We start from the raw sequence: 18,454 nt of genomic DNA, 5'->3' as shown, positions 1-18,454 counted from the left end.
GTCATTCGGACAAAACGAAGCGGACGTCAGGTGAAGCCGGGGTGGCCTGCGTCCTTCTTCACGGACGCATGGCACGAACGGGACGAGAGGCCGACGCGGCGTGGCGAATGCGGAGCACAGTGGGACCACCGAGGTCCAGGCGCGGGTGCGTGCGGCCAGGCTCGCCCTGTGGCTGGTGGCGGCCGTCCTCGCCCTGCGCGAGGTGGCCGTGGTCCTGCGTACCCCCAGAGGTGAGCGGCTGACGGACCTGGAGACCTGGGTCGGCCCGGACGGTGTCCTGCATGTGAAGGGGTCGCTGTACGACTCGACGCAGTTCACCGGTACCCCGTTCGGGGGACTTGTCCTGAAGCCGCTCACCCGCGCCGCCGAACAGGCGCTCGGCTGGGGCTGGACCTTCGGCACCCTGCTCCTGGTCGTCGCCCTCGGTCTCGTCGCCGCCCGCGCGCTGCCCCAGCCGGTCGGCCGCCGCACCTCGCTGCTCGCCGCGCCGGTCGCGATCAGCCTCCTGATGCTGTCGCTGCCCGTGCGCAACACGCTCTACCTCGGGCAGACCAGCATCATCCCGGTCCTGCTGGTCCTCGTCGCCTGCTTCGCCGTCCGCGGTGAGCGGGTCAGCGGTCTGCTCATCGGGCTCGCCGCCGCCCTCCAGCCCGCGGTCCTGCTCTTCGCGGCCCTGCTCTGGTTCACCGGCCGCCGCCGGGGCGCCCTCACCGCGGCCGCGGCCTTCGCCGCCGGCACCGCGCTCGCCTGGGCCGCGCTGCCGCACGACTCGTACACCTACTGGGTGCACCACATCGCGGGCACCGGTCTCGGTGGTCCCGCCGACGACCTCGCCAACCAGTCCCTGCACGGCCTGCTGCTGCGCCTGGGCGTGGCAGGACCGCTGGAGATCACCCTCTTCCTGGCGCTCGGCGCGGCCGTCGCCGCGCTGGGCGTGCGCCGGGCCGTGCGCTACGCCCGCGACGGCCAGCTGCTGCTCGCCGTCGCGATCACCGGCTGCGCGGCGATCGCGGTCTCGCCGACCACCTGGCAGCACCAGCTGCTGTGGGTGCTGCTCGCGGTCGTCGGGCGGGTCGGCAAGCGGGCCTCCGACCGGTACGTGTGGCCCGTCGCCGTCGTCGTGGTGATGACCCTGCCGACGAAGATGCTGCTGCCGCACATCGCGACGCTGTACCCCCTGCGGGACAACATGGTGCTGCTGGCCGCGCTCGCCGCCGCCACGGCGATCCCCTTCCTGTCGCGCACCTCGCCGTACTACCGGACACCGATCCCCACGCAGTACGCCCCTCAGGTGCCCGCCCGGTTCCGGCACGTGCCGCTGCTGCCGTTCCTGCGGCGGGTGCTGACGCGTCCGAACCTGCTCCTCGAACTCCTGCTGATCCGGGTCACGTACGCCGCCTACCAGCAGGTCAGACTCGCGGCGACCGGCGGCAGCAGCTCCGCGGGGCGGGCCACCGCCGAGCAGCACGGGCAGCAGGTCCTCGATCTGGAGCGGCTGCTGCACATCGACATCGAGCACTGGGCCAACCACGCGGTCGTCAAGGTCGACTGGCTGCGGAACTTCTTCGACCAGTACTACGAGTCCTTCCACTTCGTGGTCCCGCTGAGCGTGCTGGCCGTTCTGTACTGGCGGCGCCCGGTGGACTACCGGTGGGCCCGGGCCTCGCTCGGGTTCGCGACGCTGCTGGCCCTCGTCGGGTTCTGGCTCTATCCGCTCGCCCCGCCACGGCTGATGCCGGCGCTCGGAGTCATCGACACCGTGCACGGCGTGCAGGACTTCTCCAAGCCGGACTACGGGACCCTGACCGCGCTGACCAACCAGTACGCGGCGATGCCCTCGCTGCACTTCGGGTGGTCGCTGTGGTGCGGGGTCGTCATCGCGATCATCGCGCCCCGGTGGTGGATGAAGGGGCTCGGACTGCTGCACCCGCTGTTCACCGTCTCGGCGATCGTGGCCACGGGGAACCACTGGGTGCTGGACGCGGTGGGTGGGGCGGCCGTTGTCGCCGGCGGGTTCGGGTTGTCGTATCTGTTCCAGGGGCCGCGGGCTCGGGTGGTGCGTGTGGCGGCGGAGGCCGATGAGGAGCGGGCGCTCGTGAAGCGGTGAGTCCCCCGCCCCCGAGGGGTGCTGCCGGATGACAGTGACGGTTCGGCGCGGTGCAATGGGCTCGTGGAACCGGAGCTGGCCGAAGGGCGGGACGCCGGGCGGCGGCAGGCCTGGAGTGAGGCCCATGCGCTGCTCGGGGCCGCCGACGCCGTACGGCCGCTCGATGCCGGGGACGTCGAAGCGCTGGCCGAGGCCGCGGACATGCTGGGGCACGGGGACGCGACGATCGTGCTGCTGCGGCGGGCCTTCAGCGCGTACGCCGAGGAAGGCGCCGTGGGTGCGGCTCTGCGGTGTGCCTACTGGTTGTGCAAGGGGCTGGCCCGGGGTGGGGAGTTCGCGCAGTCGGGAGCCTGGCTGGGGCGGGCCCGACGGCTGGCGCAGAGCGATCCCGGCTGTCAGGAGTGCGCCTATCTGCTCATGCTGGAGGCCGAGCTGCACTTCCGGGCCGGTGAGCACGGGCCGATGACCGACGTCGCCCGGCGGCTGGCCGATGCCGTTGGGCCAGGGGCGGACGCCGATCTCGTGGCCGGCACGGCGATGACGCTGGGACTCGCCCTGGTGAGCAACGGGGAGACCGCGGCGGGGCTCGCCCAGCTGGACGAGGCGATGGTGGCGGTGGCCGAAGGGGCGATGTCGGCCCGGATGACCGGGATGGTCTACTGCGTCGTCATCGGCACCTGCCAGGACCTCCAGGAACTGCGCCGCGCCCAGGAGTGGAGCGAGGCCCTCGCCGAGTGGTGCGCCGCCCAGCCCGACTTCTCCGGCGCCTACCGGGGACTGTGCCGGGTGCACCGGGCGGCCCTCCTCCAGCTCGGCGGCGACTGGCGAGCGGATCGGCGACTGCTGGCGGGAGCGGTGGGACTCGCTGCGGCTGTTCAGCCCCGCCCGCTTCGACGGGCTGCCGGGACTGTCGTACCCCGGGGACGGCTGGGCGTTCCCGACCCGGGCCGAGTTCGCCGACTACCTCCAGGCGTACGCGGCCTGGGCGGAGCTGCCGGTGCGGACCGGGGTGCGGGTGCGGAGGCTGTCGTACGACGGGACACGGTATGTCGTCGAGACGGACGGGGCACCGGCGTACACAGCCGACAACGTGGTGATCGCGGCCGGATACGACCGGCTGCCCAAGGTGCCGGACTTCGCGGCCGAACTCGACCCGGAAGTACGGCAGTTGCCTGCCGTCTCCTACCGCGGTCCGGGTCAGCTGCTCGACGGGCCGGTGCTGGTCGTCGGGGCCGGGAACTCGGGGGCGGACATCGCGCTGGAGCTGTCGGCGTCGCGGCGCGTCCTGCTGTCCGGGCCGCATCCGGGGCAGATCCCCTGGCGGATCGAGCGGCGGGTGTCCCGGGCGCTGACACCAGTGCTGTTCTTCCTCTTCCGGCACGTGTTCACCGTACGGACGCCGATGGGGCGGAAGACGCGGCCCAGGGTGCTCGCGCACAGCGCGCCGCTGATCCGGGTCAAGTCGAGGGACCTGAAGGCGGCCGGGGTGGAGCGGGTGGCGCGTACGGCCGGAGTGCGCGACGGACGGGTGGAGTTGGCCGACGGCACCCGGCCAAAAGGGGCCAACGTGCTGTGGTGCACCGGGTTCCGGCCGGACGTCTCGTGGATCGACCTGGACGTGTTCGACGGGGACGGGGAGCCGGTGCAGCGGCGCGGGGTCGTCGAGGGGCGGTCGGGGCTGTATTTCGTGGGGCGGCTGTTCCAGTACGCGATGGCCTCGTCGATGATCCAGGGCGTGGGGCGGGACGCGGAGTTCGTCGTGCGGCATCTGGCGGGGCGGACCGGCCGGGCCTCCGTGGCGGAACGGGCCGACAGCTCGCGGAAGCCGTCGGCCCGCAGCGCCGGAACAGGGGTCAGCCCAGCGTGACCCGCAGCTCCTTGACGCCGTTGACCCACGCCGAGCGCAGGCGGCGTGGGTCGCCGGTCGCGCGGAGGTTCGGCATGGCGTCGGCGATGGCGTTGAAGATCAGGTCGATCTCCAGGATCGCCAGGGACTTGCCGAGGCAGTAGTGCGGGCCTCCGCCGCCGAAGCCGAGGTGTGGGTTGGGATCGCGGGTGATGTCGAAGACGTCCGGGTTCTCGAAGACCTCGGGGTCGTGATTGGCGGCGGCGTAGAAGATGCCCACCCGGTCGCCCTTCTTGATCTGCTTGCCGCCGAGTTCCGTGTCCTGGGTGGCGGTGCGCTGGAAGGCGTTGACCGGGGCCGCCCAGCGGACGATCTCCTCCGCCGCCGTCGAGGGGCGCTCGGCCTTGTACAGCTCCCACTGGTCGGGGTGCGTGAGGAAGGCGTGCATGCCGTGGGTGATGGCGTTGCGGGTCGTCTCGTTGCCCGCCACCGCCAGCATCAGCACGAAGAAGCCGAACTCGTCGGAGTTGAGGTTGCCCTCGTCCTCCGCGGCCACCAGGGTCGTGACGATGTCCTTGGCCGGGCACTGCTTGCGGTCGGCCGCCATGTTCATCGCGTAGGCGATGACCTCCATGGCCGACTCCTGGCCGACCTGCTCGCTGATCGCGTACTCCGGATCGTCGTACGAGATCATCTTGTTGGACCAGTCGAAGATCTTCGCCCGGTCGTCCTGCGGGATGCCGATGAGCTCGGCGATGGCCTGCAGGGGCAGTTCGCAGGCGACCTGGGTGACGAAGTCGAAGGAGCCGCCGGGCAGGGCGGACGCGCTCTCGACGATCGCGTGGGCGCGGTTGCGCAGGCGTTCCTCCAGGGCGCGGATGGCCCGCGGGGTGAACACCCGTTGGACGATTCCGCGGACCCTGGTGTGCTCCGGCGGGTCCATGTTGAGCAGGATCAGCCGCTGCGCGTCGATCGCGTCGCGCTCGATGCGTTCGTTGAAGCGGATGATCGCCGTGTTGAGGTACGACGAGAAGATCTCCGGGTGCGTGGAGACGTACTTGACGTCCGCGTGCCGGGTGACCGCCCAGTACCCCTCGTCCTGGAAGCCGGCGACATTGCCCGGCTGGGGGATCCAGCGCACCGGTTCGGCCCGGCGCAGTTCGGCGAACTCCGGCAGCGGTACGCGGCTTTGCAGTAGATCGGGGTCGGTGAAGTCGAACCCGTCGGGAAGCGCTGGACACGACATCGGCAACTCACTCCAGCCGTTGGACAACTTTCTGACGGCCCATCAGGAACAGAGCTGCCGTGAAGGTAGTAACGGGTTCTACAAGAGGCAAGGGCTAAGGAGCCGCCAATTGTGTGCACGACCCTTGCGGTGGCGGGCGGCTCGTCAGCAGACTGCAAAGCAGCGCGAAGTAGAACACGTACTAGTTCTGCGTGTGTTCCGTGTTCTACGGAAGTTCCATGGATCCGTTCGGAGGAGAGGACCCGCACCCATGGCCGCCGAACCCGTGATCGTCGAAGCCGTCCGTACCCCCATCGGCAGGCGCGGCGGCGCGCTCGCCAATCTGCATCCCGCCTATCTGCTGGGCGAGACCTACCGAGAACTCCTCGGCCGTGCCGGCATCCCCGCCGACGCGGTGGAACAGATCGTCGGCGGCACGGTCACCCACGCCGGCGAGCAGTCCATGAACCCCGCGCGCACCGCCTGGCTGACCGTCGGGCTGCCGTACGAGACCGCTGCGACGACGGTCGACTGCCAGTGCGGCTCCTCGCAGCAGGCCTCCCACATGGTCGCCAACATGGTCGCGGCCGGGGTCATCGACGTCGGCATCAGCTGCGGTGTCGAGGCGATGTCCCGGGTGCCGCTGGGCTCGGGATCGAAGCACGGGCCGGGCAAACCCTTCCCGGACGAGTGGAACGTCGACCTGCCCAACCAGTTCGAGGCGGCCGAACGGATCGCGCGGCGCCGGGGGTTGACCCGCGAGAACGTCGACTCGCTCGGCCTGATCTCCCAGGAGCGGGCGGCCATCGCCTGGGCCGAGGAGCGCTTCAAGCGGGAGACGTTCGCCGTCCAGGTACCGACCACCGAGGACGAACAGCGGGCCGGGCAGGGCATGTGGCGGCTCGTCGACCGGGACGAGGGGCTGCGCGACACGTCCATGGAGGCGCTGGCGGGCCTGAAGCCGGTCATGCCGACGGCGATCCACACGGCGGGCAACTCGTCCCAGATCAGCGACGGCGCCGCGGCGATCATGTGGGCGTCCAAGCGGATGGCGCGAGCGCTGAAGCTGAGGCCGCGGGCCCGCATCGTGGCACAGGCGCTGGTCGGTGCCGACCCGCACTTCCACCTCGACGGTCCCGTCGACGCGACCCGCGCGGTCCTCGGCAAGGCGGGCATGTCCCTCAAGGACATCGACCTCGTCGAGATCAACGAGGCTTTCGCATCCGTGGTGTTGAGCTGGGCCCAGGTCTTCGAACAGGACCTGGAGAAGGTCAACGTCAACGGCGGCGCGATCGCGCTCGGGCACCCGGTGGGGGCCACCGGGGCCCGGCTCATCACGACGGCCCTGCATGAACTGGAGCGCACGGACAAGGAGTTCGCGCTGATCACGATGTGCGCGGGCGGGGCGCTGGCGACGGGGACGATCATCCAGCGGCTGTAGGCGTCCAGTCGAGGAGGGTGAGGGTCTCGCGGTGCCGCGTCTCAGTCGATGTGTCCGAGGCGCTCGACCCCCGCTCTCGCCTCCGCCGCGTACGCCGTGTCGCCGAACGCCGTGTACAGGTCGCGGGCCCGGACGAAGAGCTCGCGGGCCTCGGCGGGGTCGCCGCAGTGCTCCAGGGCCGTGGCGAGGCCGAGGGAGGTGTGGGCGCGCAGACGGTCGATGCCGGCGTGGTCGAGGGGGGTGCCGACGGTCCGGAAGGTCTCCGCAGCCTCGGACCAGCGTTCCAGGGCCAGCAGATCCCGGGCCGTCTCGCAGCGCAGCAGCGCCTCGACGAACTCGTTCAGGCCGGGCACGTCCCCGGGCCGGGTGCCGAGCAGGGCCCGGTGCAGGGCCAGTGCCTCCTCGGCGTGGCCTGACTCGCGCAGGGCGGTGCCGAGGACGCGTTGGGAGACGGCCTTGCCGGTGGAGTCCCCGGTGGTGTCGAAGAGGTGGGTGGCCCGGGCGGCCGCCTCCGCCGCCTCCGCGGGCCGGCCCTGGCCCATGCAGGCCCCGCTGATGTACGACCACGCCCAGGCCTGCTGGTCCAGGTCACCGGTCTCCGAGGCCAACTCCAGTGCCTGGCGGGCGAGTTGCTCGGCCTCCTCGAACCGGCTCGCGCCGACCGAGTGGGCCCAGGCGAGACAGTTGAGCTGGTGGGCCCCGGCCGCCCGGTCCCCGAGGGCGGCGGCTGACCGGGCACCGTGGGAGAAGAGGGTCCGCCACTCGGGCCACAGGCACCAGCGGTCGGAGAACCAGTACAGGGTGCGCGAGGCGTGCAGGATCTCCTGGTGCCGGTCCGCCGCGAACATCAGGGGCAGGGCGCCCGCCCAGTTGGAGCGCTCGGCGGTGAGCCACTCCTCCGCCTCCTCGGCGGACCCGGGGGTGACGGGGGCGGGTTCGCCCGGCCAGGGCTCCGGCGCGCCGGGTGCCTCGAACCGGCGGCCCGCGGCGGAGGCCGACCGCAACAGCCAGTCCGCCATGCGCCGCCGCACCTCCCGGGTCACCGACTCCGGTTCCTCGGCGCCGAGTTGCTCCCGCGCGAAGAGCCGTACGAGATCGTGCGGGGCGTACCGGCCGGGCGTGGACTCCTCCAGCAGGCCCCGGTCGACCAGCAGGTCGAGGGAGTCCTCGGTGGTGAGTGGATCCTCGTCGGTCAGTACGGCGGCGAGGTCGGGGCCGGTGTCGTGGCCGGGTGCGAGGGAGAGTCGGCGCAGCAACAGCCGGTGCGGCTGGGTGAGTTGGCCGTAGGAGAGGGTCAGGGCGCTGCGTACGGCGAGGTCGCCCGCGACCAGTCCGCTCAGCCTGCCTCCCTCGTCGGCGAGTTGGCCCACCAGGTGGGCCGGGGTCCAACTGGGGCGGCTGGAGAGACGGTTGCCGACGATCCGCAGGGCCAGGGGGAGATGCCCGCACAGCTCGGTCAGCCGGGTGACCGACTCGGACTGCCCGTGGACGCGCGGGGTGCCCAGGATCCGCTCCAGGAGCGTCGCCGACTCGCCGCCGCTGAGCCCGCCGAGCCGGATCCGCCGTACCCCTTCGAGACCGGCCAGCGGACGCCTGCTGGTGACCAGCACCAGACTGCCTTCGGCGTCCGGCAGCAGCGGTCTGGTCTGCGCCTCGTCGGCCGCGTCGTCGAGGACGACCAGGGCGCGGCGGGTGGCGAGCGTGGCCCGGTAGGCGGCCTCGCGGGCCGCGGGGTCGACCGGTATCCGATCCGGCGGGAGACCGAGCGCCGTCAGTAGGAGGACCAGTGCCTCGTCGGCCGGCAGCGGGGAGTCGCTCATGCCGTGCAGCTGGACGCAGACACAGCCGTCCGGGAAGGAGCCGGAAAGGCGGCGCAGCGCTTCCGCGGCGAGCGTGGTCTTGCCCTGTCCGCCCGGCCCGAAGAGCACCACGGCACGCGTACGGGTGCCGGTGCCCAGGGACTCCAGCTCCGCAAGCTCCTGCTCCCGGCCGGTGAAGTCCGGGACGGTCCGCAGGAGATACGGCGGTGTCGGCGCCCCGCCGCGTTCCCGGCCGGCGTCGGCCAGTCGCTGCAGGCGCTCGCGCTGCTCGTCGTCGAGCCCGAGGGCCGCGGCGAGGGCGTCGACGGTACGGCGCTGCGGCCCGCGGCTGCGACCGCGCTCCAGGTCACCGAGCGCGCGGACGCTGACTCCGGAGGCCTCGGAGAGCTCCTCCAGGGTCAGCCGGGCAGCCCGGCGCAGGGAGCGGAGGGTGCCGCCGAAGGGGGTCGAGGGAGGAGAAGTGTGCCTGGTCATCAGGACAATTAGAACAGCGCTTCCTACTTCCGCCTGTGTTTCTGCCTGGCGCGAACCGGCCGCCGCTGGTGAGCTGGACTCCCCGTCCAAGGAGGAAGAACCGACATGCCGTACATCACCGTTGGCGCGGAGAACAGCGCGCCGATCGAGCTCTACTACGAGGACCACGGCACCGGACAGCCCGTCGTGCTGATCCACGGCTACCCGCTCGACGGCCACTCGTGGGAGAAGCAGCTCCCCGCGCTGCTCGAGGCCGGCCACCGGGTCATCACCTACGACCGCCGCGGCTTCGGCCGCTCCTCGCAGCCCACCACCGGCTACGACTACGACACCTTCGCCGCCGACCTCGACAAGGTCCTCACCACCCTGGACCTGACCGACGCGGTCCTCGTCGGCTTCTCGATGGGCACCGGCGAGGTGGGCCGCTACCTGGGCACCTACGGCTCGGGCCGGGTCGCGAAGGCGGCCTTCCTGGCCTCCCTGGAGCCCTTCCTGCTGAAGACCGACGACAACCCGACGGGCGTGGACCAGTCGGTGTTCGACGGAATCCTGGAGGCCGTGACGAAGGACCGTTACGCCTACTTCGACGCCTTCTACCAGGACTTCTACAACCTGGACGAGACGCTCGGCAGCCGGATCAGCGAAGCGGCCGTCCGGGGCAGCTGGAACGTGGCGGCGGGTGCCTCGGCGCACGCCTCGGTGGTCTGCGTGCCGACCTGGATCACCGACTTCCGGGCCGACGTGGCGAAGATCGACGTACCGGCGCTGATCCTGCACGGCACCGGCGACCGCATCCTGCCGATCGACGCGACCGGACGGCCGTTCCACGCGCTGCTGCCGTCCGCCGAGTACGTCGAGATCGAGGGCGCGCCGCACGGGCTGCTGTGGACCCACGCGGAGGAGGTCACCTCGGCGCTGCTGGCCTTCCTGGCCAAGTAGCTCCTGGTAGCTCCAGAAAAAGGGGTCACTCGCGCCCCGACGCGGTCACCGCGAGCAGGGCCACCAGCCCCGCCGCGACGGCCAGCGGAATCCCGAGGCCGTGGTGGAGCACCAGCCACGCGCCGATCCCGGCCCCGGCGACCATCGCGACCACGGACGCCGTGCGCCGGGGGGAGCGGGTGCCGGGGCCGCCGCCGGCCCGGGAGTCGGCTGCGAGGCCGGTCAGCGTCATGGTCAGCACGGTCGTCGTCAGGTCAGGGACGCCGAGCTTGCGGACCGTGGCGTTGCGCAGGCCCATGGCGAACGCCGTGACGGCGATGAGGGTGTAGGCGGTGGCCGTGGCGCCGGGCGCGGCGAAGGCGACCACGGCCGAGATCCCCAGAAGCACCGCCTCGGCGCCGAGCGTGAGGCAGGCCCAGGTGCGGCGGGAGCCGGAGCCGAGCCGTACGGCGACCCGGCCACCCGCGATCGCGCCCACCAGGAAGGACACCAGCGAGGTCAGCGTGTGCTCCACCGAGAAGCCGGGGGCCCCGGCCGCGGCGAATCCGAGCACCACCACGTTGCCGGTCATGTTCGCGGTGAAGACGTGTTCGAGGCCGAGATAGCTGACGGCGTCGATCAGTCCGCTGACCACCGTCAGCCCCAGCAGCACGACCACCAGGCGCAGCCCGCGCGCCTCGGGATCGCGGGCTGCCTGCGTGTCGGCGCCGCTCTGTTCGCTCATCGGGTCTCCGGACGGCCGGACGGTCGGGGTGCACCCAAGTCCACCACGGATGCGGGGGACTCTCGGATGTCGGGGGTGACCTGCGCGTCCGTAGCGTCGAGGACATGAGTGACGACACGCGCACATCTCATGGACAGCGGGCGGGCCGGCGCACGCGGAGGGGACTCGCCGCGGCGGCGGCCCTGCTGCTCGCCGGGCTCGCGGTGGCCCCGGTGGCAGCGGCCGCAGGCGAGCGGACGCAGCAGACCCGACGCGGTGACCTGGTCGCCGTCACGCCGGTCGCCGACCGGGACGCCGGGCAGGTCAGGTCGTTCCTGAGCGGGTGGGACGTCGACGCCGACGGGGTGCGGTACGGCTTACGGGCGTACCGGCTGACGTACCGGACCGTCGACCCGTACGGCGAACCCACCACCGCGACCGGGCTGCTGACGCTGCCCAAGCGCGGCGGCCACCGCCTCGACCTGGTCTCCGACACCCACGGCACGATGGTCGACCGCGACTACGCGCCCTCGGTGAGCGAGGACTTCGGGCGGGTGCCGTCGTACGTCAACGCGGCCGCGGGCCGCGCGGTCGCCGCCCCCGACTACCTCGGTCTCGGCAAGGGGCCGGGTCCGCATCCGTACATGGACACCGCCTCGTCCGTGACCGCCTCAGTCGACATGCTGCGCGCGGCGCGGACGGCCGCGGAACGGCTCGGCCGCCCGCTGACCGGCGCGGTGTACGCGACGGGCTTCTCGCAGGGCGGCCAGGTCGCGATGGCGCTCGGGAAGGCCCTTCGGGCGGGCGCCGACCGGCACTTCCGGCTGGTGGCCCTCGCACCGGTCAGCGGCCCGTACGACCTGGAGGGCCAGGAGATGCCCGCGCTGTTCGACGGCCGGGTCAACGACACCAGCGGGGTGCTGTACATCGCGTACTGGCTGGTCGCCCAGAGCCGCCTGCACCCCCTCTACAAGGACGCGTCCGAGGCCTTCCGCGCGCCGTACGCGAGCCGGGTGGAGAGCCTGCTCGACGGGAGTCACGAGCAGGAGGACGTCGTCAGGGGACTCGCGCCCTCGGTGAAACAGCTGCTCACGCCCGCCTTCTACCAGCGGCTGCGGCACCCGTCCGGCGCCGTGCTGGAGGCCATGCGGACCGCAGACCACACCTGCGACTGGAAGCCGGACGTGCCGGTACGGCTGTACGCAGCCGCCGGGGACACCGACGTGCCCCTCGGCAACACCCGGACATGCGCCCGCACCCTCGCAGGTCAGGGAGCGAGGGTGCGGGTGGTCGATCAGGGGGCCGTGGACCACTTCGGGTCGGTCCTGGTGTCGGCCCCCCAGGTGGTGCGGTTCTTCGACGGCGTACGGCCGTGACCGCGCGGCGGCTCAGTACCAGCCGTTGGCCTGCCAGAAGGCCCAGGCGGCGGTCGGGCTGCCGTAGCGGGAGTTCATGTAGTCCAGGCCCCACTTGATCTGGGTCTTGGCGTTGGTCTTCCAGTCGGAGCCGGCGGAGGCCATCTTGGAGCCGGGCAGGGCCTGGACCAGGCCGTAGGCGCCGGAGGAGGAGTTGGTGGCGTTGACGTCCCAGCCGCTCTCGTGCTCGACGATCCTGCTGAACGCGTTGTACTGCGCGGCGTTCGGGATCATCTTGTGCGCGATGGCCTTGGCCTGGGCGGAGGAGTTGGTCGTGGCCGCCTGGGCCGGCGCCGCGGTCAGGACCAGGCCGGCGGTGGCGGCGGCCATCGCGACGGTGGTGATGGCCTTCTTCGGGGAAGCGATGCGGCGGGCGAAGCGGGAGACGGACACGAGGAACCTTTTCTTCGGGGACGGTGGTGTCGCTCGCTGCCCGGGGGACATGCGTCGGCGCCGAGGCCCGTGGGCTTGTCGGCGCCGTGCGACGTCGTCCACAGAAACAGGCTCGGACGGCGTCCGCAATGACCCCTTTTACTAGTTGTGGTCGAATCGCCGGGAAAGGCAGCCTATGTGATCCGGCTCTCAAAGCGCAGGTCAGAGGGCGTGCGCGATGGGCGTTATGTCGGAAATGTTCCTACTGTTCCCCTTAGTAGGTGAGCTGGGTCATGTGGGGCGCTTCACCGCTCGGGCGCCTCGAATGTGACCTGGGCCTCGAAGGCCGCGCGGCGGGTGGCCCGGCGCAGCGCCCTGAGGAGGGCCGGCCCGAGGGTGAGCGTCAGGACCACGGTCACCACGGCCCGCCCGAGGTCCCAGCCGACGGACGTGGCCAGGCAGTACGCGACGAATCGGGCCAGGTTGGCGGGGACACCGGCGTGCGGGTCGAAGGCGATGTCCGAGGCGAGGGCGCCCAGGAAGGGCCAGCCGGCCATGTTCATGGCCGTGCCGTAGGCGAAGGCGGCGAAGAAGCCGTAGGCGGCCAGAAGCCGGACCTCCGTTCGGCCCCGCGCGCGGGCGGGCACCGGCAGCAGGCCCGCGCCCATCGTGAACCAGCCCATCGCCAGCATCTGGAACGGCATCCACGGCCCCACCCCGCCTGTGAGCAGGGCGGACGCGAACATCGTGACGTTGCCGAGCGCGAAGCCGAAGCCCGGGCCGAGGACGCGGCCGCTGAGCACCATCAGGAAGAACATCGGCTCGATGCCCGCGGTGCCCGCGCCGATCGGCCGGAGCGCGGCGCCGGTCGCGGCGAGCACGCCGAGCATCGCCACCGCCTTGGGGCCCAGCCCCGACTCCGCTAGCGCCGCGGCGACCACCGCGACGAGGAGGACCAGCAGCCCGGCGAAGAGCCAGGGGGCGTCCTGGGCGTGAGCGCCGACCTGGGAGGCGGGCGGGGCGAGGAAGGGCCAGCCGAAGGCGGCGACACCCACGGCGCTGACCAGGGTGAGGGTGAGGACGGAGCGGGGGCCGAGGTGGACGGCTCGGGTCCTGACGGGAGTCCGGGGCACGACGGGGTCGCGGGTCGTGACGGGGTCCCGGGTCATGACAGGGCCTTCCGCACCTCGGCGACGGTGAGCCAGCGCTGTGGGGCGAGGATCTTGCTGACCTGCGGGGCGAAGGAGGGGGAGGACGTGATGACGTCCGTCGCCGGGCCGTCGGCGATCACCTCGCCCTCGGCCAGCAGGATCACCCGGTGGGCGAGCTCGGCGGCGAGTTCCACGTCATGGGTGGCCAGCATGATCGCGTGACCGGCGGCGGCGAGTTCTCCGAGCAGGCGGACGAGACGGGCCTTCGCCGCGTAGTCCAGGCCTCGGGTCGGCTCGTCGAGGAGCAGCAGCGGCGGCCGGGCGGTCAGGACCACGGCGAGGGCGAGCGCGAGGCGCTGGCCTTCGGACAGGTCGCGGGGGTGGGTGTCGTCGGTCACGCCCGGGAGCAGGTCGGTGACGAGAGCGCGGCAGGTGCCGGGGGCCGCGTGGGCGTCGGTGTCGGCGGCCCGGCACTCGGCGGCGACCGTGTCGGCGTAGAGGAGGTCGCGGGGTTCCTGGGGGACGAGCCCGACTCGGCGGACGAGGTCGCGCGGGGTGATGCGGTGGGGCTCGGCGCCGCCGACCTGGACGGTCCCGGCGGAGGGCGCCACGAGACCGACCAAGGTGTTGAGGAGCGTGGACTTTCCGGCGCCGTTGCGGCCCATGAGGGCGATGGTCTCGCCGGGGGTGATGGTGAGGTCGATGTGGCGCAGGGCCTGGACGTGGGCTCGGCGGACGGAGAGGGCGGTGACGTCGGCGAGGTTTGGTGCCGCCTGTGGGGTGGAGCGGTTGCGGAACGCCCGCCTTCGGCGGGGCGTTCCGGGGTTCCCACCCGCACCACCCGTTTCGCTTTCGTGGTCGGGTGCGGGTGGCCCCGGTGGGGCGGTCCCGCCGTCGGCGGCCGCGGGTGCGTTGTCCGTCGGTACATGTACGGCCAGCCGCTCCCTCAGGTCCCCCGCCCGGCGGCGGGCGTCGCGCACCGTCAGAGGCAGCGGGGTCCAGCCCGCCAGGCGGCCCAGGTCCACCACCGGGGGGTACACCGGGGACACGGCCATCATCTCGGCCGGTGTGCCCACCCGCAGGGGTGCGCCCGGGGCCGGCAGGAGGGCCACCTGGTCGGCGTACTGGATGACGCGTTCCAGGCGGTGTTCGGCCATGAGGACCGTGGTGCCCAGGTCGTGGACCAGACGCTGGAGGACGGCCAGGACCTCCTCCGCCGCCGCGGGGTCCAGGGCCGAGGTCGGTTCGTCCAGGACCAGGACCTCGGGGTGCGGGGTGAGGACCGAGCCGATCGCCACGCGCTGCTGCTGGCCCCCGGAGAGCGTGGCCAGCGGGCGGTCGCGCAGCGGAGCCAGGCCCAGCAGGTCCAGGGTCTCCTCCACCCGGCGGCGCATCACCGCCGGCGGCAGGCCCAACGACTCCATTCCGTAGGCGAGTTCGTCCTCCACGGAGTCCGTCACGAAGTGGGACAGCGGGTCCTGGCCCACCGTGCCGACCACGTCGGCCAGTTCGCGGGGTTTGTGGGTGCGGGTGTCGCGGCCGGCCACCGTGACCCGGCCGCGCAGGGTGCCGCCGGTGAAGTGCGGGACGAGCCCGCCGACCGCGCCGAGGACCGTGGACTTGCCCACCCCCGACGGGCCCACGAGCAGGACGAGTTCACCCTCGGGCACCTCGAAGTCGATGCCCTGGACGGTCGGTTCGGACGCGCCGTCGTAGGTCACGGAGACATCCTCGAAGCGGATCACGACGACGGCTCCTTGGGGGCGGGGGCGAGGAAGGCCGGCAGCAGGCCCACGAGGACCGCCGCGGCCGGCCACAGGGGGAGGACGGGGGCGACGAGCGGCACCACGCCGGGGTGCAGGGCGACCGGGTCGGCGACGCTCGCGAGGAACATCGCCGCCGCCACGGCCGCGCCGGAACCGGCGACCAGGAGGGACCGGGTGGTCCAGAGGTCAGGGCGGTATCGGGTGCGCGGGGTGCGGCGGCCGCCCAGACGCAGACCCGCGAGGGCGGCGGCGAGCCCGGCGAGGAGCACGGGGACGCCGTACGTGCCGCCCTCGGCGGTGAGGAGTCCGTACGTTCCCGCGCAGACGCCGAGCAGGCCGCCGAGGGTGAGCGCGGTGGTCGTACGGCGGACGCGAGGCGGGACCTCGGCGGTACGGCCGTAACCGCGGGCGTCCATGGCAGCGGCCAGGGCGACCGAGCGTTCCAACGCGCCCTCCAGGACCGGGAGTCCGACCTGGAGGAGACCGCGGATGCCGGTGTCCGGGCGGCCCCGGAGGCGGCGGGCGGCGCGCAGGCGTTGCACGTCGGCGATGAGATGAGGGGCGAAGGTGAGGGCCACCACCACGGCCACGCCGAGTTCGTACAGGGCGCCGGGCAGGGACTTGAGGAGCCGGTGGGGGTTGGCGAGGGCGTTCGCCGCGCCGACGCAGACGAGGAGGGTGGCCAGTTTCAGGCCGTCGTAGAGCGCGAAGACGAGGGCCTCCGCGGTGAGCCTGCCACCCAGGCGGATGCCCTGGGACCAGTCGGGCAGGGGGAGTTCGGGGAGGGTGACGAGCACATGGGTGCCGGGGATGGGGGAGCCGAGGACGACCGCGAAGAGGAGGCGGACGAGGAGCACGGCGAGGGCGAGCCTGAGGAACGCGGTGTAGGAGCGGGACCAAGGGGTCGGGCGGCGGCAGGTCGCCACCACGTAGGCGGAGACGACGACGAGGAGGGCGAGGAGGAGGGGGTTGGTGGTGCGGGTGGCCGCGATCCCGAGGGAGAGGGCCCAGAGCCACCAGGCGCCGGGGTGCAGGGACTCGGACCGGACAGAGGAGCTACGGGGCATTCCTGCGCCGCCTCGTCTGCCACACCGCAGCCGCACCCAGCAGGACGATCGCCGCCAGACCCGCGAACAGGCCCACGGACGGACCGGAGTCCGACGCGCTCTTCTTCGCGGCGGTCCCCTTCTCGGCGTTCTCCGCGTGCTCCGCGACCGGCTCCCCGCACCCCGTCTCCGGATACCCCGACACCGCGCACAACAGGGCGTTCGTGCCGTACCGGAGGGGTTCGGCGACCGACGCCAGGGCCTCCGCCGTGCTCGCGTCCCGGGGGACCGACGCGCACTCCGTGCGGGCCGCCGGGGGTGTCTCGCCGGACGGGGCGTCCGCGGCCGTACCGAAGTCGAGGACCAGGGCCACTCGTTTACGGCCTTCCCGCGCGGGCGTGTCCGCACAGATCCCCGTGAACGACGCCGACCCGCGGGGCTTCGTCGCGTCCGACGAGTCCTCGCTCACCGCGAAGCGGAAGCCCTGGACGTCTCCGTCGGAGGGGACCGCGGTCGAGGGGCCCTGGGTGGCGTAGGACCAGGTCGTGCCGGTGCGGTCCCAGAAGGACCAGTAGCGGTACCCGGTGGCGTGGGCCGGGCTCACGGTGGCCAGGAGGACGCCCGCCACGAGGGAGAGGAGGACCGCCCGTCGGATCACGGCCGCTTCCTCTTGTTGCGGCTGCTGAGCAGGAAGCCGATGCCCGCGCCGGCCGCGAGACCCGCGCCGATCATCCACCACACGGAGCTGTCGGAGTCGTCCTGGGACGCGGTGACCGGCGCCGGTCCCGTCGCGGTGAGCTCCTTCACCAGGTCCGTGCCGCCGAAGTCGCCCGGGTCGGCGCCGCTCGCCTCGGCGGCGAGGATCAGCTGGGCGTACGCCGCCGGGCCGCTCTGCGCGGCCCACTTCGCGGAGTTCCGCTCCAGCCACGCCAGCGGCCTCCGCGCGGCCTCGGGACCGCCCTGCGCTGCGAGGGCTACGGCCGCGTCCGCCGTGTTGCCGTAGTCGGGCTGGTCCTCGGCGCCGGGGAGGACGGACTTCAGGTAGCCGTCCTTCGCGACCGCCTCGGCGAGGAAGGAGGCTCCGTTGGCCGCGGCCCGCGCAGGGGTGAGGTCCGGGGCGTCGGCGCAGGTGGTCTCCCTGCCGGTGTCGGCCCGCGCCGTCACGAAGTTCGTTCCGCGCCCGGCGACGACCGCCGCCGCCGTCGCGTCCGCGTTGGCCCTGAGCTTGCCCTTCTTGTCCGGCTGGTAGGCGAAGGCGCCCCCGTCGGCACAGGGCAGGGACAGCTTCAGCAGGGCGTCGTAGGGCGACTTCCCGCCGTTGCGGATCGTCGAGACGCGGGTGTGCTGGGTGATGAGCGCGCCGATCACCACCGACGTCGAGTTGGCGTCGCTGGCCCCGCCGGGGGCGAAGCCCCAGCCGCCGTCCTTGTTCTGGACGGACTTCAGCCAGGCCACCGCCTTCGTGACCGCGCTGCCGTGCCCGCCGACCACGGACAGGGCCTGGGCGGCGACAGCCGTGCTGTTGGTGTCGACCATCAGCTTGGCGTCGCAGGCCTTGGCCGGGTTCGCGCGGAACGCCGGGAACGCACCGCTCGGGCACTGCTGTCCGGCGAGCCAGTCGACGGCCTCGGCGGCGGGCTCCGCGTGCGCTCGGTACAGGGCGATCAGTGCGAGCGACTGCCGCCATACCCCGTCGTACGTGGGGTCGCTGCTGCCGTACAGCCCCGAGGGCAGGGACGGCGACGGGGACGGCGAGGCGGCGACGGCGGGCGTGGCCGTGCCGATCACGACGGTGGCGGCCAGGACCGCGGCGCTGCGGCGGACGTTCATGATCGGCGGATGCCCTTCTCCCTGCGGAGAGCCGGGCAGCACGGGAGGACCCCGGGCGGCTCGGCTCCGTATACCTCGACGGTGCCGCACACCGGCCGGTTGCCGATGCACGCGAGCCGGTCACGAACCGTGCGGGGCAGTCCGGCTCACCGCCCCGGGGGGTGGCTCACGGTGGGGGCACCTCCCAGGCCCTTAGGGCACTGGGGGAGGGTCAGCGCCGGAATTGCACCGGCTTTCCCCGTACGGGTGTGATACGACCTGGCTACTGTACTCGCCCGTAGGGAAGCGCCCGAGGGCCGCCCGTGATGCGACGGCGACG

At 72.6% G+C, this 18,454-nt stretch carries 14 protein-coding genes; 5 read left to right on the top strand and 9 right to left on the bottom strand.

The window, feature by feature from the left end; genetic code table 11:
* The first annotated feature begins 100 nt into the window (after window positions 1-100).
* Together H293_RS0101195 and H293_RS48890 are read left to right on the top strand one after the other, a co-directional pair.
* On the top strand, window positions 101-2,107 hold the full coding sequence (locus H293_RS0101195; protein WP_020116057.1) for a bifunctional glycosyltransferase 87/phosphatase PAP2 family protein: 2,007 nt from the start codon (window positions 101-103) through the stop codon (window positions 2,105-2,107).
* 832 nt (window positions 2,108-2,939) lie between these two features.
* Window positions 2,940-3,974 (top strand): flavin-containing monooxygenase, encoded by a 1,035-nt coding sequence (locus tag H293_RS48890; RefSeq protein WP_106968223.1) that lies wholly within the window; start codon window positions 2,940-2,942, stop codon window positions 3,972-3,974.
* Here the strand turns inward: H293_RS48890 and H293_RS0101185 are convergent.
* Complete coding sequence (locus tag H293_RS0101185; RefSeq protein WP_020116055.1) at window positions 3,961-5,199, bottom strand: cytochrome P450; 1,239 nt, start codon at window positions 5,197-5,199, stop codon at window positions 3,961-3,963. The two genes, H293_RS48890 and H293_RS0101185, sit on opposite strands and share 14 nt — an antisense overlap.
* Before the next feature lie 250 nt (window positions 5,200-5,449).
* Here H293_RS0101185 and H293_RS0101180 point away from each other — a divergent pair, with 250 nt between their 5' ends.
* Window positions 5,450-6,619 (top strand): steroid 3-ketoacyl-CoA thiolase, encoded by a 1,170-nt coding sequence (locus H293_RS0101180; protein WP_020116054.1) that lies wholly within the window; start codon window positions 5,450-5,452, stop codon window positions 6,617-6,619.
* Window positions 6,620-6,660: 41 nt separating this feature from the next.
* On the opposite strand, the gene H293_RS0101175 is transcribed toward H293_RS0101180, so the two are convergent.
* Complete coding sequence (locus H293_RS0101175; RefSeq protein WP_020116053.1) at window positions 6,661-8,913, bottom strand: XRE family transcriptional regulator; 2,253 nt, start codon at window positions 8,911-8,913, stop codon at window positions 6,661-6,663.
* A 105-nt stretch (window positions 8,914-9,018) separates the two neighbouring features.
* Here H293_RS0101175 and H293_RS0101170 point away from each other — a divergent pair, with 105 nt between their 5' ends.
* Entirely contained in the window at window positions 9,019-9,852 is an 834-nt protein-coding gene (locus H293_RS0101170) for an alpha/beta fold hydrolase (protein ID WP_020116052.1), read from the top strand.
* Window positions 9,853-9,877: 25 nt separating this feature from the next.
* Here the strand turns inward: H293_RS0101170 and H293_RS0101165 are convergent, their stop codons facing one another.
* Window positions 9,878-10,576, bottom strand: coding sequence for a YoaK family protein (locus tag H293_RS0101165; protein ID WP_020116051.1), 699 nt, complete (start codon window positions 10,574-10,576; stop codon window positions 9,878-9,880).
* Between the two features lie 104 nt (window positions 10,577-10,680).
* Here H293_RS0101165 and H293_RS0101160 point away from each other — a divergent pair, with 104 nt between their 5' ends.
* On the top strand, window positions 10,681-11,931 hold the full coding sequence (locus H293_RS0101160) for a hypothetical protein (RefSeq protein WP_020116050.1): 1,251 nt from the start codon (window positions 10,681-10,683) through the stop codon (window positions 11,929-11,931).
* Window positions 11,932-11,943: 12 nt separating this feature from the next.
* On the opposite strand, the gene H293_RS0101155 is transcribed toward H293_RS0101160, so the two are convergent.
* The 6 genes from H293_RS0101155 to H293_RS0101130 form a co-directional block, all read right to left on the bottom strand.
* Window positions 11,944-12,363 (bottom strand): aggregation-promoting factor C-terminal-like domain-containing protein, encoded by a 420-nt coding sequence (locus tag H293_RS0101155; protein ID WP_020116049.1) that lies wholly within the window; start codon window positions 12,361-12,363, stop codon window positions 11,944-11,946.
* A gap of 284 nt (window positions 12,364-12,647) precedes the next feature.
* Window positions 12,648-13,511, bottom strand: coding sequence for an ECF transporter S component (locus H293_RS0101150; RefSeq protein ID WP_020116048.1), 864 nt, complete (start codon window positions 13,509-13,511; stop codon window positions 12,648-12,650).
* Complete coding sequence (locus tag H293_RS0101145; protein WP_020116047.1) at window positions 13,508-15,238, bottom strand: ABC transporter ATP-binding protein; 1,731 nt, start codon at window positions 15,236-15,238, stop codon at window positions 13,508-13,510. The genes H293_RS0101150 and H293_RS0101145 overlap by 4 nt, the downstream gene beginning before the upstream one ends.
* Window positions 15,235-16,326 (bottom strand): energy-coupling factor transporter transmembrane component T, encoded by a 1,092-nt coding sequence (locus tag H293_RS0101140; RefSeq protein WP_020116046.1) that lies wholly within the window; start codon window positions 16,324-16,326, stop codon window positions 15,235-15,237. The genes H293_RS0101145 and H293_RS0101140 overlap by 4 nt, the downstream gene beginning before the upstream one ends.
* The gene (locus H293_RS0101135) at window positions 16,316-16,963 is read right to left on the bottom strand and encodes an SCO2322 family protein (RefSeq protein WP_020116045.1); all 648 of its coding nucleotides are present in this window, start codon (window positions 16,961-16,963) and stop codon (window positions 16,316-16,318) included. The genes H293_RS0101140 and H293_RS0101135 overlap by 11 nt, the downstream gene beginning before the upstream one ends.
* Complete coding sequence (locus H293_RS0101130; RefSeq protein ID WP_020116044.1) at window positions 16,960-18,135, bottom strand: prenyltransferase/squalene oxidase repeat-containing protein; 1,176 nt, start codon at window positions 18,133-18,135, stop codon at window positions 16,960-16,962. The genes H293_RS0101135 and H293_RS0101130 overlap by 4 nt, the downstream gene beginning before the upstream one ends.
* Window positions 18,136-18,454 lie beyond the last annotated feature (319 nt).

This window comes from Streptomyces canus 299MFChir4.1 (assembly GCF_000383615.1).
Lineage (GTDB): Bacteria > Actinomycetota > Actinomycetes > Streptomycetales > Streptomycetaceae > Streptomyces > Streptomyces canus_C.
Note: the sequence above shows the minus strand (reverse complement) of the source record. Positions and strands in the feature narration are given on the sequence as shown.